General features: G+C 60.9%; 17 protein-coding genes. 13 read left to right on the top strand and 4 right to left on the bottom strand.

From position 1 onward, the window contains the following. Positions 1-51 precede the first annotated feature (51 nt). The 3 genes from CF161_RS03540 (at position 52) to CF161_RS03530 (ending at position 1,711) form a co-directional block, all read left to right on the top strand. Entirely contained in the window at positions 52-1,092 is a 1,041-nt protein-coding gene (locus tag CF161_RS03540; protein WP_020295188.1) for a zinc-dependent alcohol dehydrogenase family protein, read from the top strand. A gap of 125 nt (positions 1,093-1,217) precedes the next feature. Further along, positions 1,218-1,478 (top strand): hypothetical protein, encoded by a 261-nt coding sequence (locus CF161_RS03535; RefSeq protein WP_020295187.1) that lies wholly within the window; start codon positions 1,218-1,220, stop codon positions 1,476-1,478. Then, positions 1,478-1,711: a hypothetical protein gene (locus CF161_RS03530; protein ID WP_020295186.1), complete on the top strand. Its 234-nt coding sequence runs from the start codon at positions 1,478-1,480 to the stop codon at positions 1,709-1,711. Before CF161_RS03535 ends, CF161_RS03530 begins: the two co-directional genes overlap by 1 nt. A 211-nt stretch (positions 1,712-1,922) precedes the next feature. On the opposite strand, the gene CF161_RS03525 is transcribed toward CF161_RS03530, so the two are convergent. Continuing rightward, entirely contained in the window at positions 1,923-3,827 is a 1,905-nt protein-coding gene (locus tag CF161_RS03525; protein ID WP_256206329.1) for a hypothetical protein, read from the bottom strand. Between the two features lie 225 nt (positions 3,828-4,052). Between CF161_RS03525 and CF161_RS03520 the strand changes: the two genes are divergently transcribed. Further along, positions 4,053-5,486: an RtcB family protein gene (locus CF161_RS03520; protein ID WP_020295184.1), complete on the top strand. Its 1,434-nt coding sequence runs from the start codon at positions 4,053-4,055 to the stop codon at positions 5,484-5,486. Positions 5,487-5,692: 206 nt separating this feature from the next. Next, positions 5,693-5,872, top strand: coding sequence for a hypothetical protein (locus CF161_RS32755; protein ID WP_020295183.1), 180 nt, complete (start codon positions 5,693-5,695; stop codon positions 5,870-5,872). Positions 5,873-6,060: 188 nt separating this feature from the next. Here the strand turns inward: CF161_RS32755 and CF161_RS03515 are convergent, their stop codons facing one another. Together CF161_RS03515 and CF161_RS03510 are read right to left on the bottom strand one after the other, a co-directional pair. Continuing rightward, positions 6,061-6,486, bottom strand: coding sequence for a type II toxin-antitoxin system HicB family antitoxin (locus CF161_RS03515; RefSeq protein ID WP_020295182.1), 426 nt, complete (start codon positions 6,484-6,486; stop codon positions 6,061-6,063). A 483-nt stretch (positions 6,487-6,969) separates the two neighbouring features. Further along, complete coding sequence (locus CF161_RS03510; protein WP_020295181.1) at positions 6,970-7,242, bottom strand: hypothetical protein; 273 nt, start codon at positions 7,240-7,242, stop codon at positions 6,970-6,972. 774 nt (positions 7,243-8,016) lie between these two features. Between CF161_RS03510 and CF161_RS03505 the strand changes: the two genes are divergently transcribed. From CF161_RS03505 to CF161_RS03470, 8 genes are all read left to right on the top strand, one after another. After that, a complete protein-coding gene (locus CF161_RS03505; RefSeq protein WP_043228526.1) occupies positions 8,017-8,865 on the top strand; it encodes a transporter substrate-binding domain-containing protein in 849 nt (282 codons plus the stop codon). A gap of 178 nt (positions 8,866-9,043) precedes the next feature. Next, on the top strand, positions 9,044-9,706 hold the full coding sequence (locus tag CF161_RS03500) for an amino acid ABC transporter permease (protein ID WP_020295179.1): 663 nt from the start codon (positions 9,044-9,046) through the stop codon (positions 9,704-9,706). A gap of 9 nt (positions 9,707-9,715) precedes the next feature. Next, positions 9,716-10,378 (top strand): amino acid ABC transporter permease, encoded by a 663-nt coding sequence (locus tag CF161_RS03495; RefSeq protein WP_020295178.1) that lies wholly within the window; start codon positions 9,716-9,718, stop codon positions 10,376-10,378. Then, positions 10,375-11,172, top strand: coding sequence for an amino acid ABC transporter ATP-binding protein (locus CF161_RS03490; protein ID WP_020295177.1), 798 nt, complete (start codon positions 10,375-10,377; stop codon positions 11,170-11,172). The genes CF161_RS03495 and CF161_RS03490 overlap by 4 nt, the downstream gene beginning before the upstream one ends. A gap of 33 nt (positions 11,173-11,205) precedes the next feature. Next, positions 11,206-11,592 carry a RidA family protein gene (locus CF161_RS03485; protein WP_020295176.1) on the top strand — a complete coding sequence of 129 codons (387 nt, stop codon included), beginning with the start codon at positions 11,206-11,208 and terminating at the stop codon, positions 11,590-11,592. A 66-nt stretch (positions 11,593-11,658) separates the two neighbouring features. Then, a complete protein-coding gene (locus CF161_RS03480; protein ID WP_020295175.1) occupies positions 11,659-12,423 on the top strand; it encodes an IclR family transcriptional regulator in 765 nt (254 codons plus the stop codon). Between the two features lie 47 nt (positions 12,424-12,470). After that, entirely contained in the window at positions 12,471-13,688 is a 1,218-nt protein-coding gene (locus tag CF161_RS03475) for an amino acid deaminase (protein ID WP_020295174.1), read from the top strand. Positions 13,689-13,755: 67 nt separating this feature from the next. After that, positions 13,756-14,664, top strand: a complete 909-nt coding sequence (locus CF161_RS03470; protein WP_020295173.1) for a sugar kinase — start codon at positions 13,756-13,758, stop codon at positions 14,662-14,664. 65 nt (positions 14,665-14,729) lie between these two features. On the opposite strand, the gene CF161_RS03465 is transcribed toward CF161_RS03470, so the two are convergent. Then, on the bottom strand, positions 14,730-15,005 hold the full coding sequence (locus tag CF161_RS03465; RefSeq protein ID WP_008369722.1) for a peptidylprolyl isomerase: 276 nt from the start codon (positions 15,003-15,005) through the stop codon (positions 14,730-14,732). Positions 15,006-15,050 lie beyond the last annotated feature (45 nt).

Raw genomic sequence — 15,050 nt, 5'->3', positions numbered from 1 at the left:
ATTCAGCGATCGTCTTCATACTGATGAAATGTTTCAGATAAGGAGCAGTTCATGAAAGCAGTGGTCTTCGAAGCCTTTTCCGCACCGCCCACCGTCCAGACCGTGGCCGACCCTACGCCGGAAAACCACGGGGTGGTGGTCAAGGTCATGGCCACCGGTGTGTGCCGCAGCGACTGGCACGGCTGGGTCGGGCATGACACCGATATCGAATTGCCTCACGTGCCCGGGCATGAACTGGCCGGGATCGTCGAGGCGGTCGGCAAGGACGTGACCCGCTGGAAAGTCGGCGACCGCATCACCGTGCCCTTTGTCGGCGGTTGCGGTGCCTGCCCGGAATGCAGCGCCGGCCAGCACCAGGTGTGCAACCGGCAGTTTCAGCCGGGCTTTACCCACTGGGGCTCGTTCGCCGAATACGTGTCGCTGCATCAGGCCGATATCAACCTGGTGGCATTGCCCGAGAGCCTCGACTTCACCACCGCCGCGAGCCTGGGTTGCCGCTTCGTCACCTCGTTCCGCGCGGTGGTCGACCAGGGCCAGACCCGTGCCGGGCAATGGGTCGCGGTCCACGGCTGCGGCGGTGTGGGGCTGTCGGCGGTGATGATTGCCAGCGCCGTCGGCGCCAACGTCGTGGCCATCGATATCGCCGAAGACAAGCTTGAACTGGCCCGCAGCCTGGGCGCGGTCGCCACCGTCAACGCCAGCCGCGTGGCGAATGTGGTGGAGGCGGTCAGGGACATCACCCAGGGCGGCGCCCATGTGTCGCTGGATGCCCTAGGCCACCCCACGACCTGCTTCAACTCCATCAGCAACCTGCGCAAGCGGGGCAAGCACGTGCAGGTCGGGCTGATGCTCGGCGAACACAGCACACCGATCATCCCCATGAGCACGGTGATCGCCAAAGAACTGGAAATCCTCGGCAGCCACGGCATGCAGGCGCACCGCTATGACGCGATGTTCGCCATGATGCAGTCCGGCAAGCTGGCACCGCAGAAACTGATTGGCCGCACCATCAGCCTGGAACAGTCGATCGAGGCATTGATGAATATGGACAAGTTCGAGGTGGCCGGGGTGACGGTGGTCAATCGCTTTTAAAGGGGAGGCCGCCACGCTTGCCAGCACCGGGTGGATGAGGGGCAGGTGGTGGCGGCGATTGCCCTGGGTCAGCACAAGCGTGGTAGGGTTTTGCGCATTCACCGGTTCAAGCGAGGCAGGCCGTTATGTTCACCCCCGAATTTGTTTCGCAGGAACGCGGCGAATACATACTCGTCGCCAACCACAGTCTTGAAACCTCCCAGAGCGTTGACTTGAGTATCAGGTACAACCGGGCACGCATCCTGTTCTCGCGGCAGCATTTGCCTCAGAACTTGAAGGTTTGCAGGCTTGTTTATGACATTCGCGGGCAGGCGGTCGCCGCGTCGGATCTCGACCGAATTGTTGGAAGCCTGTCGTCAATGTGCCAGGTGGAGTTCAAGCGCTGATGGGGATTCAGATCATTATCAAGTCCAGCGACTTGGGCAGTATCCGTGCGGCGCTGGACGGTTTTGCGCCAGGTTGTGAAGTGTTTCCGATTGACCATGAGGTTTCGGGTGTGTCGATCCCGAGCCGGGTGCTGGAGGCCCATGGCGAACCCGCTCTCCAGGCCACCCTGGCCGCTTTTGAGTATTTTGACCTGTGGGCGGGCCGTTGGCAGACGCCCGAAACAACCCTGTAGCCGCTGCCGCAGGCTGCGCTGGCCAGCACGAGCGCCGGTCAGGTATTCGACGTTGTTTCCCGAGGCCGCAGCCGCGGCAGTGGTGACTCGGGGTTTCACTGCTGCGGCCTTATCCTTGACCCGCGCCAACGATGCCGGCCTGTCCAGAAGGACGCAAAACAGTTCCACCCCCTAGTGATCTAAGGCTTGGTAAGCCCCTTGCTCGCAGAGATCAATGGTCGTTTTTCTTTCGGATCAGGCCCGATGCCATCCCCACCAGAACCAGGCTCACTCCCCAGCCAATCAAGGTTTCGATCCAAATCAGGAGTCGAGTCTTATGGCCGAGAGAGAAGTTCTTGAGTTCCTGGTCCAGGTTGCTGAGGGGCGTCGGGGTCATGGGGCCCCAGGCTTTTTCCTGTTGCAGGTCGATCAGCGGCAAGAGGATGTCCAGTGAATAACCCAGCGGGCTGAAGCCACTGTATTCACTGCGCAGGGCTTCGCAGGTGTACCAGTTGCCCGCGCCTTCAGGGAGTTGAGGTGTGGGCTCTGGCACCGACGGGAAGCGCTTGATCCAGGCCTGGGCATGCTCCGGGCGGCAGGTGATGTAGTCATCGTGCTGGAACACCAGAGGGTCGGTGGGGGCAAAGACTGCGCCCTTTGCAGCGGCGTACCAATACCAGCCAGCGAAGACAATCCAGATGACAAAGAAGAACAGTATCAAGCGAAAGGGGCGGTAGCCGAAGCCGAGCAGCGTGCCGTACAACCAGTGCACCAAGCCCGGGTGAGGCCCCAGGGCGGACTGTCCGGCAAGACCTGCGCGATGCAGCCGCCGTTCCAGCTCCATGCCCATCTGCCTGGCTTCTTCGGCGCGCCCTGTCTCTTCGAAGACTTTCTGGATCTGTTCCCAGGGCTGTTTCTTGAAATAACTATTGGGGCCGTGGGCGCCGGCTTTTCCCAGGTCTGCTTGATTTTGCTGATCGAGCCATTGGATACGATCCTTGGCGGTCATCGGCCGGCCGGAGGACAACTGGGCATAAACAAAACCATTGATGGAAATGGCTTTGCCCCAGGTCTGGGCATCATCTTGCAGCACGCCTACCTGAGCGTCGTTCAGCACCACTTTTTCCAGTGGGCGCGTGAGTTTTGTGAGCCGCAGCTCATCCCTGACGCGTAAGCCCTTACCCCAGAGCGATGGATTCCCGCGCCCATCCAGACAAGCTCCGGCGAGGTTGATGCCGCCTTCCACCTGGGTTCCGTCCAGGCGAACAGTTCCTGAGGAAACAAACCCTGGGGACAGCATCATTCCACCGTGTATGCGTGCGGCGGTGGCATTCAAACTCTTGCGATTGTGAGCATGGAACTGGCTATCGCTGCAGATCAGTTGGTGGTGGATATGGGCGCCGCAGAGGCGCACTTCACCCTTGGCGATAAACTTCGATTGCAGCCTGACGCTGCCTTCAATCACTGCGCGATCGACGATCAGTGCACTGCCTTTCTGATCTACGCCATTGAGCTGGCTGCCTCTGAACAGCAAGGATCCGCCAATTCTTGAGTCTTGCAGGTTGATGCTTTCGGTTGAAACACAGTGATCAAAGCAAACAACTCCCTGAATGGAGAGTTGGCGTGCGTAAACGCCGCACAAGGTACTGTGGGAAAAATCGATGACGCCGGGAGCCCTGGCTTGGGCCAGTAGGATTTTGTCGGAGAAACGGCAGTGCTGAAGCTTCACGTTGCCAGCAAGTGTCACCGATTGCAGGTTGAGCACACCTTCGATCCAGGCTCCACTGAGTAACACTCCTTGCTCATGTACCCGTGTCTTGCTGTCGCCGCCCAGGATCAGAAATCGCAAGAAGCTCGCGCGAACCCTGTTGTTCGCAGTCGGGTGCTCGGTCAGGCGATCTGCTATGACGGTGTACTTGCCCGAGGCGCAGTTCTTCAGCAGCCGTTTTTCCGCAGGCCACAGCTCCTTGAAATGCTCCAATAGCCTTCCTGTGACGACGCGATCAACTGGGGGCGCCACCGCTACAGGGGCGATCACAGGTGGTGAGGGCGGGTGCTTTTTACTGACCAGCTTCAATTTATTCCAGGCATTGCTGAGTGCATTCATTGCACTCGCAAACCAACGCACGGGGAGCATAAAAACGTCCATGTGAACAAAAAAAGGTGGCTATATGCTATCTGTTCGTCCGGCATAACGACAGGTGCCATTTTTGGGGGCAACCCCTTAAAAATGCCTTGGTTGGGCTTTACTTTAAATCCTCGATTCCTCATCATCCGCGCCGTCTACGTTTCGCTGCTGACCAGACAATTCCAGCCACCAACAGGGTGGTTGTTTTGTTGCGTCCAAGAAAAGCAGTTGAAAATGACCCAGACTCCTCTGAAAAGAATTCAGCACAAGCTCGCCCGTTCCGGGGTGGCCATCGAACGCCTGAATTCCAATTCCCTCTCTATCTCTTCGATCAATGACGCCGGGCTCAAGGTGGATCTGCTGCTGCCTGACAGCTTTGCCATCGAAGAAAAAGCCATCCTGCAACTGCTGGATTTCGCCAAGGTCGCTCACCCCCATGGCGGCGAAGTGAAGTGCGCCTGCGCCACGCCGGACTTCCATACCGGCAGCCCGATTCCGGTGGGCAGCGTGATTGTCACCAGCCACGACATGGTGGTGCCGCAAGCCATTGGCACCGACATCAATTGCGGCATGCGCCTGCACAAGCTGGGGCTGAACTACGAGCAGTTCATGGCGCAAAAGGCCAAGTGGACTGCCTTGGTGCGCGGCGATCTGCTGGAAGGCACGCGCAATATTCCCACCAGCCCGACAGCCATGAGCGCGCTGTTTGCTTCGGGGTTGGGGGATTTCTGGGCCCAGGTGCAGCAGCAGGAGCCGATCGGGCTGTTTGCCGGGGCGGATTTTTCCCAGTTGCAGCGTGAGCTTTCGGGCTTGCATGAGTCGTCCTTTGCCCGCGGCAGCGCCGACTATGCGCCCGAGGCCCTGCAGGACCTTTCGCGCAAAATCCTCCGCGACCCGGGCCTGGGTTCCCTGGGCGGCGGCAATCACTTTGTCGAGATCCAGGTGGTCACCGAACTGGTGGATCGTCAGGCTTGCTTCGCCCAGGGCCTGTCCGTGGGGCAGGTGGTGATGATGATTCACACCGGCTCGCGGGACGTGGGCTTCTATGTCGGGCGGCGCTGGATGGACAAGGCCAAGGCCCTGTGGCCGGCGGGGATCAAGCATCCCGACTCGAAGATCTTCGCCCTGTTTGGCGAAATGGCCGACGAGTACCTGCTGGCCATGCACAGCGCCGCGCACTACGCCGACGCCAACCGCGCGCTGATCGCCGAGATGGTGCGCCAGCGCACCCGGCAGGTGTTTGGCGCGGGCATCGAGGCGCCGCTGATTGTCGATGTGCCGCACAACATCGTGCTGCGCGAAGAGGGCGGCAACGTCCACCGCAAGGGCGCGACGCCGGCCTATGCCGGGCAGCCGCTGCTGATTCCGGGGAGCATGGGGCATGATTCCTACCTGCTCACCGGGTTGGGCAATGAGCGCTGGCTGCGCTCGGCCAGCCATGGCGCCGGGCGCTCCATGTCGCGCAGCGAGGTGGTGTTCAAGGCCAAGAAGGACAAGGCCTTTCTCGGCCTGCAGGGGGTGGAGTGCATCACCACCAAGGAAGAGCGGATGATCGAGGAAGCGCCGGGGGCCTACAAGGAAATTGGCCAGGTGATCCAGTCCCAGGTGGAAGAGGGCACGGTGTCGGTGATAGCGCGATTTTCGCCGATTTTGACGTTCAAGGCGTAAACACGCAGGGCCCTTGGGGTTGGGTTGAAGCGATGCATTCAAGGAGGACCGCAGTTGCGGGTGTGAATGCTCGTTTTATGCGGGTGCAACGCTGAGGGGTTGCGGATTTGCCGTTCGGGGGTGTGGCCGATACATTGTCGCCCCCCCGGGCTGTTCGTTCTGAACGGTGCGGTTGAAGTTTTCTGTGGAAGGGATGTCATCAGATCGTGAAGCTGTTTAAGAAAGGTGTTTGGTTTGTGTTGTGTATTGCATCTGGGCTGACGATGGGGGCTGGTCTTTATCAGTTCATGCTGCCTAAAGGTGATCCGGGGCTGGCGTTGATGCTGGTGTTGATTGCGCTTATTTCTGGCTTTTACCTGCGGCCGCAAAAACCGAGGCGGCTGTAGCCGCTGCCGCAGGCTGCGCTGGCCGGCTCACACGCCTTAGATATCCGTGGTGAAACGGTGTTTGGCAAAGCTTGTTGGGGGGCATATCCGTTGCTGCGGTAACAGGGCGGGCGGGTCAAGATCAAGGCCAACACCTACCGCCAAGCAACAACGAAAAGCCTTGGAGGTCCAGGAGTTTTCGTTCTGGTTTACGCCGCTTCAACAGACACCGAAAGACGTTTGCCCAGAGCAGCCAAAGCCATTTCCAATTGTTCCATCTTGGAGGTGTGCAGGAAGTCGACCAGCCGATCTCCCTGGGCTTGGTGAATACCCAGTAGCCGACACAGATCGGCCTTGCGCATATCTCGCTCCATCATGGTGTTCCAAAGCACGATCTTGGCCACGGTCACTGTGGGTAAATGAATGATGTATTCCCCGTCTTGCGGTGCAGAGGCTTGGGGGATGGCGCGGCGCTGATCAACGTAAATCGAGAGGGTGGTTTCGATCGCATCAAGGGCTTCTTTGAGTGCGTGTTCACGATCATTGCCGAAGCTGTTTAGCTCCGGCAGATCACGGCAGAACACTGCAAGCCCTGGCGTGCTGTCCTGCTCAAAGCGAATGGCGTAGTCGTACATGGTCACTCCTTATCAAGCTGAATGCTGACTTCGGCTTCAGTCTTCCTCTGTAGCCGCTGCCGCAGGTTGTGCTGGTTGGCCCAAATGCCTTAGATATCCCTGATGAAATGGTGCTTGGCGAAGTTTGTTGGGGGGGGGCATATCCGTTGCTGCGGTAACGGCCGCTTAGGGTTTCGCCCTTACGGCGAGTCCCTTTTGTCAAACGCCACAAAAGGAACCAAAAAGTCTCGCCCCGAGCGTACGGCCCTCGCTGCGCTCGGGTTCCCTCGTTCCGGCGTCCCTCAGGGGGCATCGCTTCCAGCGACGTCTTCGACTGCGTCGAAGGGCGCTGCGCGCCAATTCCCTGATGAACACCTCCACTCGGCCTGCCGAAGGGGCGGGTGGATCAAGATCAAGGGCAGGATCAAAAGCCAAAGCCAAAGCCAAAGCCAGAGCCAGAGCCAGAGCACGGCAAGAGCAATGGCTTTGGCTCGGCGTTACGGCTTAACGCTCTGGTAGGTCCATCGCTTGTTGTTCTGCCACGCGCAACACGTCGCATCCGTCCTGCAACAACAGGGTTGCCACGCTGGAGAAGCGCATCAGGTCGAGGTCGTCGGCGCTGCGGCTGGTCATGTTGGAGACGCTGTCGAGCATGTCGCGGGCAGCGCGGATGCGCAGGCCGGCGTAGTTCAGCAGATCAAGCAGGGGGGCTTGAGGGTTGATAAAGGCGACGGGGTGGTCGGTGGTGCTGGAGGAGGTGAAAGCTTGGTAGTCCATATCAGTGACACTCCATAACTTAGGTAATCACCACCAATCGCGGCCAAGCGAAGCAGGGTGGCAACTGTACGCGGGTTGGCCGACCGGGCCTAAGCATCCCGGCACACCCGAAGGTGTCCCACGCACAGTCGCCATAACACGAACGTGCGAGCGCAAAAAAAGCGCTTGCCTTGTTATGGGGAGCGCCTGTGCGCTTAGGATGCTGACGGCCAAGTCAGATCGCTGAATTTGCAGCGACGGGTGGGACTATAGGGAGATCCAAGGAGCCAGGCAAGGTTGTAGGTCGAGGGGTGGTTCAATTTTGTGCTGAGCATCGTTGCCAGCTATCGGGATTAATGAGGCCCCCCTAATGCCAGTCAGTTAAGGGCAAGCGCTGTCATTGTGGCGAGGGAGCTTGCTCCCGCTGGGCTGCGCAGCGGCCCCAAAAAGGCGACGGCTACGCCCCGGAGCCACTGCCGGCCCCACGGGAGCAAGCTCCCTCGCCACAGGTGATGTTTCGTTTGCTCTAGTGCTTAACTGATCGGCATTAGGGCTACCCCCCCCCGCACCCTTTTGTGTGCCGCCTAATCGTCTTTCGTACCTTTGCGTATCACTCCCTACTCAGTCGATGTGTCACGCCAAAACCTGCGCTGTCCCCATCCCCTTGATTCCCTTCAATTTCCCAATCCCCCTGTTATCCCCTCCCATCCCATGGCACACTTCCTGCTGTCTATTCCGTTGTTACATACCATATTCCGGTATAGCGGAATAAACACCATCCTTGGAGTGCTTGTCATGCATCGCGGACTTTCCTTGTTTAAAGCGTGTGTGTTGCTTGCTGTGTCGTTGGCTGGGGCTGTGGGGGTTGCGCAGGCGGCGGACGTTAAGTTGGATTCGGTGCTCAAGCGTGGGCATTTGATTGTCGGGACGGGCAGTACCAATGCGCCGTGGCACTTCCAGGGGGCGGACGGGAAGTTGCAGGGGTTCGATATTGATATCGCCAGGATGGTGGCCAAGGGGTTGTTCAATGACCCGAGCAAGGTGGAGTTTGTGGTGCAGTCGTCTGATGCGCGGATTCCCAATCTGCTGACGGATAAGGTCGATATGAGCTGTCAGTTCATTACGGTCACCGCCAGCCGCGCGCAGCAGGTGGCGTTTACCTTGCCGTATTACCGCGAGGGGGTGGGGCTGCTGTTGCCGGCTAACAGCAAGTACAAGGAGATCGATGACCTCAAGGCCGGGGGGGATGGGGTGACGGTGGCGGTGTTGCAGAACGTGTATGCCGAGGAGTTGGTGCACCAGGCGTTGCCCAAGGCCAAGGTTGATCAGTACGACAGTGTCGATTTGATGTATCAGGCGGTGAACTCGGGGCGGGCCGATGCGGCGGCCACCGATCAGTCGTCGGTGAAGTATCTGATGGTGCAGAACCCCGGGCGCTATCGCAGCCCGGCCTATGCCTGGAGCCCGCAAACCTATGCCTGCGCGGTCAAGCGTGGGGATCAGGACTGGTTGAATTTCGTCAATACCACCTTGCACGAGGCGATGACCGGGGTTGAGTTCCCGACTTACGCGGCGTCGTTCAAGCAGTGGTTCGGTGTGGATCTGCCAACGCCAGAAATCGGTTTCCCCGTCGAATTCAAGTGAAAACGACTGCGCTCGGAAATACGGCGTTGAAAACGGGATCGCACTGCTCATTGACTGACGTCAACTCCGCTTGCTCATCCGTTTTCGCCTTGTCTTTCTTTCGCTCGCTACGTTTTCAACACACCCATTGCTGAGTGGGGCGCCCCTCGAAAGCGCCCCGCTCAAGGTAGTGCCGACCATGAATTATCAGTTGAACTTTGCCGCCGTGTGGCGCGATTTCGACACCTTGCTGGCGGGGCTCGGTTTGGGCTTGCAGCTGGCGCTGGTGTCGATCGCCATCGGTTGTGTGATCGGCCTGATGATGGCCTTTGCCTTGTTGAGCCGGCATCGGGCGTTGCGGGTGTTGGCCTCGGTGTATGTGACGGTGATCCGCAATACGCCGATTCTGGTGCTGATTCTGTTGATCTATTTCGCCCTGCCGAGCCTGGGCATTCGCCTGGATAAAGTGCCGTCGTTCATCGTCACTTTGTCGCTGTACGCGGGGGCGTATCTGACCGAGGTGTTTCGCGCCGGGCTGTTGAGTATTCCCAAGGGCCAGCGCGAGGCGGGCCTGGCCATTGGCCTGGGGGAATGGCAGGTGCGGGCTTATGTGACGGTGCCGGTGATGCTGCGCAATGTGTTGCCGGCGCTGTCCAACAACTTTATTTCGCTGTTCAAGGACACCTCCCTGGCCGCCGCCATTGCGGTGCCGGAGCTGACTTATTACGCGCGCAAGATCAACGTTGAAAGCTACCGGGTGATTGAGACCTGGATGGTGACCACGGCGTTGTATGTGGCGGCCTGTTACCTCATTGCCATGCTGTTGCGCCATCTGGAGCAGCGGTTGGCGATCCGTCGCTAGGAGCCCGGTATGTATCAAGCACCCAGTTGGTGGCATGAGTTGTGGTTGGCCCGCGAGACGCTGTGGGCGGGGTTTCAGACCAGTGTCGGCTGTTCGGCCCTGGCGATTGTGTTCGGCACCCTGATCGGGATGTTCGCCGGGCTGGTGCTGACCTATGGCCGGTGGTGGATGCGGGCGCCGTTTCGGTTGTATGTGGACCTGATCCGTGGCACGCCGGTGTTTGTGCTGGTGCTGGCGTGTTTTTACATGGCACCGGCCCTGGGCTGGCAGATCGGCGCATTCGAGGCCGGGGCCCTGGGCCTGACGCTGTTTTGCGGCTCTCACGTGGCGGAGATTGTGCGTGGTGCGTTGCAGGCGATCCCCCGGGGGCAGATGGAGGCGAGCCAGGCCATTGGCCTGACGTTCAAGCAGGCGCTGGCTTATGTGCTGTTGCCCCAGGCGCTGCGGCAGATTCTGCCGACCTGGGTCAATTCCTCGACGGAGATCGTCAAGGCCTCGACCCTGCTCTCGGTGATCGGCGTCGCCGAGTTGTTGCTCAGCACCCAGCAAATCATCGCCCGCACCTTTATGACGCTGGAGTTTTACCTGTTCGCCGGTGTGCTGTTTTTCCTTATCAACTACGGCATCGAACTCTTCGGCCGGACCATTGAAAAGCGGGTGGCCTTGCCATGACTCACGCTCACGTTTCCCTGCCAGCCGGCCAGCAGCCGTTGCTGAGCATTCGTAACCTGCACAAGCAATACGGCGCGGTGGAGGTGCTCAAGGGCGTCGACCTGGAGATGCCACGGGGCAATGTGGTGACCCTGATCGGCTCCAGCGGCTCGGGCAAGACCACGTTGTTGCGCTGCGTGAATATGCTGGAGGAATTCCAGGGCGGGCAGATTCTGCTCGACGGCGAATCCATCGGCTACCACGAGGTCAACGGCAAGCGTCTGCGCCACCCGGAGAAGGTGATTGCCCAGCATCGGGCGATGACCGGGATGGCCTTTCAGCAGTTCAACCTGTTCCCTCATCTGACCGCGTTGCAAAACGTGACCCTGGGCCTGATCAAGGTCAAGAAGCTGGCCCGGGACGAGGCCGTGGCCCTGGCGGAAAAATGGCTGGAGCGGGTCGGGCTGCTGGAGCGCCGCGATCACTTTCCCGGGCAGTTGTCCGGCGGCCAGCAGCAGCGCGTGGCCATCGCCCGGGCCATTGCCATGAACCCGAGCCTGATGCTGTTCGACGAGGTGACCTCGGCCCTGGACCCGGAGTTGGTGGCCGAGGTGCTGAACGTGATCAAGGGCCTGGCGGACGAGGGCATGACCATGTTGCTGGTGACCCACGAAATGCGCTTTGCGTTCGAGGTTTCGGACCAGATTGTGTTTATGAACCAGGGCCGCATCGAGGAGCAGGGGCCGCCCAAAGAACTCTTCGAGCGCCCGCAGTCGCCGCGCCTGGCGGAGTTTTTGAAGAACACCCGTTTCTGATTTTTAACTGCCTTTCAAACAGGAGAAGTACCCATGAGCATTACTCGTTACGGCACCGGCAGCACCGCTGGAGGCGGTCAGCCTCGTCCTTTCGCCCGCGCCGTGGAGGCCGATGGCTGGCTGCATGTGTCGGGGCAAGTGCCGGCCCTGGACGGCGAGATCATCACCGGCGGGATCGTCGAGCAAACCCGGCAGACCATGCGCAACCTGGTGGCGATTCTGGAGGAGGCCGGGTACGGCCTGGAGGACGTGGTGCGGGTTGGCGTGTGGCTCGAAGACCCGCGGGATTTCTGGAGCTTCAACAAGGTGTTCGGCGAGTATTTCAAGCCCGAACATGCACCGGCCCGGGCCTGCGTACAGGCCAATATGATGGTGGATTGCAAGGTTGAAATTGATTGCGTTGCCTACAAGAAGCGCTAAGTGCTCTGCCGCATGGGGCAAGTGAGGATAGAGTGAGCGACCAATTTCCAGGGGAATGCCAGATAGATGACTGAAGACACCATCAAGCGCCGGGCCAAGGGCCTGGATCGGGCGTTCGATATTCTTGATTTCCTCAAGGAGGTCGGTCAGCCGTTGCGCCCCAACGATATCGCCAACGGCATCGGCAGCCCCAAGTCCACGGTCTACGAGCTGGTGGCGTCCTTGCTGGAGCGGCGGATTCTGGAGCCGGTGGGCAAGGATGGGCATGTGTACCTGGGCCGCCAGTTGTACTTTCTCGGCCAGGCCCATTTGCGCCATTTCGACCTGAGCCGCGAGGCCGATCAGGCCTTGCAGGAAATCGTCAGCCAGACCCACGAAACCGCGCAGATGTGCCTGCTCAACGGGCGCAAATACACCGTGGCGCTGATGAAGGAGGGCGAGCGGCATTTCCGTATTTCCTCGGACATCGGCGAGAACGCGCCGATTCCCTGGACCGCTTCCGGGCGGCTGTTGCTGGGGCATTTGAGCGATGCGCAGATTGTCGATCTGATCGATGAGCGGGACTTCATTCTGCCCGACGGTGAACGCCTGCCCCTGGAGACGTTCCTCACGCAAATCCGCCAGGCCACCGAGGATGGGTTCTTTTCCTTCGACAGCGTGGCCGACACCTTCACCCATTGCTTTGCCGCGCCGGTACGGGATGAGCGCGGGGTGTGCATCTGCACCCTGTGCATCGTCGCGCCCCGGGCCGACGCCCAGACCCACTATCAGGAATACCGCCGGGTGCTGATCGACAGCGCCAACCGCCTGGCCCGGCGTATCAACGATTAATGCTGCCCGGCGGCTGTGCGCAGCCGCCTTGAATAAGGAGTGCCAACATGTCTTCCGTTTTTGATCTGCCGCTGGTGGAAAAGGGCGCCGCTGCCAAGGGCGCGAGCCTGTTGCAGGACGTCAGCCTGCCGGCCCTGGTGCTGCACCGCGCGGCCCTGGAACACAACATCCGCTGGATGCAGACGTTCGTCAGCGACAGCGGCGCCGAGCTGGCGCCCCACGGCAAGACCAGCATGATGCCGGGCTTGTTCCAGCGTCAGCTGGAGGCCGGCGCCTGGGGCATCACCCTGGCCACCGCGGTGCAGACCCGCGCCGCCTACGCCCATGGCGTGCGCCGGGTGTTGATGGCCAACCAGCTGGTAGGCGCGCCAAACATGGCGCTGATCGCCGAGCTGCTGGCGGACCCGGATTTCGACTTTTATTGCATGGTGGATCACCCGGACAGCGTGGCCGACCTGGGGGCGTTTTTCGCTCAGCGCGGGGTCCGGCTCAAGGTGATGATCGAGTACGGCGTGGTCGGCGGGCGTTGTGGCTGCCGCAGCGAGCAGGAGGTGTTGGCGTTGGCCAAGGCGATCCAGGCGCAGCCGGCCCTGGCCCTGTGCGGGATCGAAGGTTATGAGGGGGTGATCCATGGCGATCAGGCCATCAGCGGCATTCGCCAGTTCGCCGACTCCCTGGTGCGCCTGGCGGTGGACCTGCACAACGACGGGCTGTTCGCCATCGAGCGGCCGATCATCACCGCCTCGGGTTCGGCCTGGTACGACCTGATTGCCGAATCCTTCGAGACCCACAACGCCAAGGGGCGTTTCCTCAGTGTGCTGCGCCCGGGCAGTTACGTGGCCCATGACCACGGCATCTATAAAGAAGCGCAGTGCTGCGTGCTGGATCGCCGCGCCGACCTGGAGGAAGGCCTGCGCCCGGCCATGGAGGTCTGGGCCCATGTGCAGTCGCTGCCGGAGCCGGGTTTTGCCGTGGTGGCCCTGGGCAAGCGCGATGTGGCCTACGACGCCGGCCTGCCGGTGCCGCTGCGGCGTTATCGCGCCGGGACCGAGGCCAGCGCCGGGGATGATGTGGGGGCGTGCAAGGTCACGGCGGTGATGGATCAGCATGCGTTTCTCACTGTGGCGCCGGGGGTGGAGCTGCGCATTGGCGACATCATTTCCTTCGGCACTTCGCACCCGTGTCTGACCTTCGATAAATGGCGCACCGGGTTGCTGGTGGATGAGCACCTGCGAGTGATCGAGAGCCTGGACACCTGCTTCTAGAAGCACGCGGCAACGGTGCGCTCCCCCGGGGCGCACCCTTATCACTTCGGGCGCAGAGGTGCCACGCATGAACCACACCCTCCGCATCGCCTGCATCGGCGAATGCATGATCGAGTTGCAACAACGCCACGACGGCAGCCTGCAACAGAGTTTTGGCGGCGATACCTTGAACAGCGCGGTGTACCTGTCCCGGGAGTTGCACGGCCAGGGGCGGGTGGATTACGTCACCGCCCTGGGCGATGACAGTTTCAGTGAGGCCATGTGCCAAAGCTGGGCTGCCGAAGGCATTGGCCTGGAGCGGGTGCAACGCCTGCCTGGGCGCTTGCCCGGCCTGTACTGCATCCAGACCGATGCCCAGGGCGAGCGGCGCTTTTTGTATTGGCGCAATGAGGCGGCGGTCCGCGACTGCTTCACCACCCCGGCGGCGGCGCCGATGCTTGCGGCCCTGCCGGGCTATGACGTGCTGTATTTCAGTGGCATCACCCTGGCGGTGCTGGGGCCGGTGGGGCGCGAGAGGTTGCTGGAGGTGTTGATCGAGGCGCATAAGCGGGGGGCGCAGATTGTGTTCGATAACAACTACCGGCCGCGGTTGTGGATGTCGGTCGAACAGGCCCGGGCGGCGTACCGTGCGGTGTTGCAGCATGTGGACCTGGCGCTGTTGACCCTGGATGACGAGCAGGCGTTGTTTGGGTTTGCCGACAGTGCAGCGGTGTTTGCGGCGTATGCCGATAGGGCGGAAGTGGTGCTCAAGCGCGGCGCCGAACCTTGTTTGATCCGCTGCGCCGGGGAATCTTTCGAGGTGCCAGGGCAGCGGGTGGAAAAGGTCGTGGACACTACGGCGGCAGGGGATTCGTTCAGCGCCGCGTACCTGGCCAGGCGCCTGTTGGGCGGCAGCCCGCTGGAGGCTGCTGAGGCGGGGCACCGCTTGGCCAGCCAGGTCATCCAGTTCCCCGGCGCGCTGATCCCTCGAAATTAACCCTGTCGTTCCGTCGTCCTGTAGCCGAGCCTATCGGCAGCGGCTACAGGGGGCGGCGGTGCGGGTTAGTCGCGGTAGAAGACTTGCACCAGGTGGTAGCCGAATTTGCTTTTGATGGGGCCATGCACGGTGCGCAGGGGCTTTTTGAAGATGACCTGGTCGATGGCGCCGACCATCTGTCCCGGTCGTACTTCGCCCAGGTCGCCGCCGCGTTTGCCGGAGGGGCAGGTGGAGAACTTCTTGGCCAGCACATCGAAGGCTTCGCCCTTGGCGATGCGTTGCTTGAGTTGCTCGGCCTCTTCGGCAGTTTTCACCAGGATATGGCGGGCTTGGGCTTTCATCGGGCAGTTACCTTGGAACGGTGCGGACGGCGGCCGCGGATTATG

Source organism: Pseudomonas sp. CF161 (assembly GCF_000416215.1).
In the GTDB taxonomy this organism is placed as follows: Bacteria; Pseudomonadota; Gammaproteobacteria; order Pseudomonadales; family Pseudomonadaceae; genus Aquipseudomonas.
The sequence above is the reverse complement of the archived record's forward strand: the minus strand, read 5'-3'. Positions and strand labels throughout refer to the sequence as shown.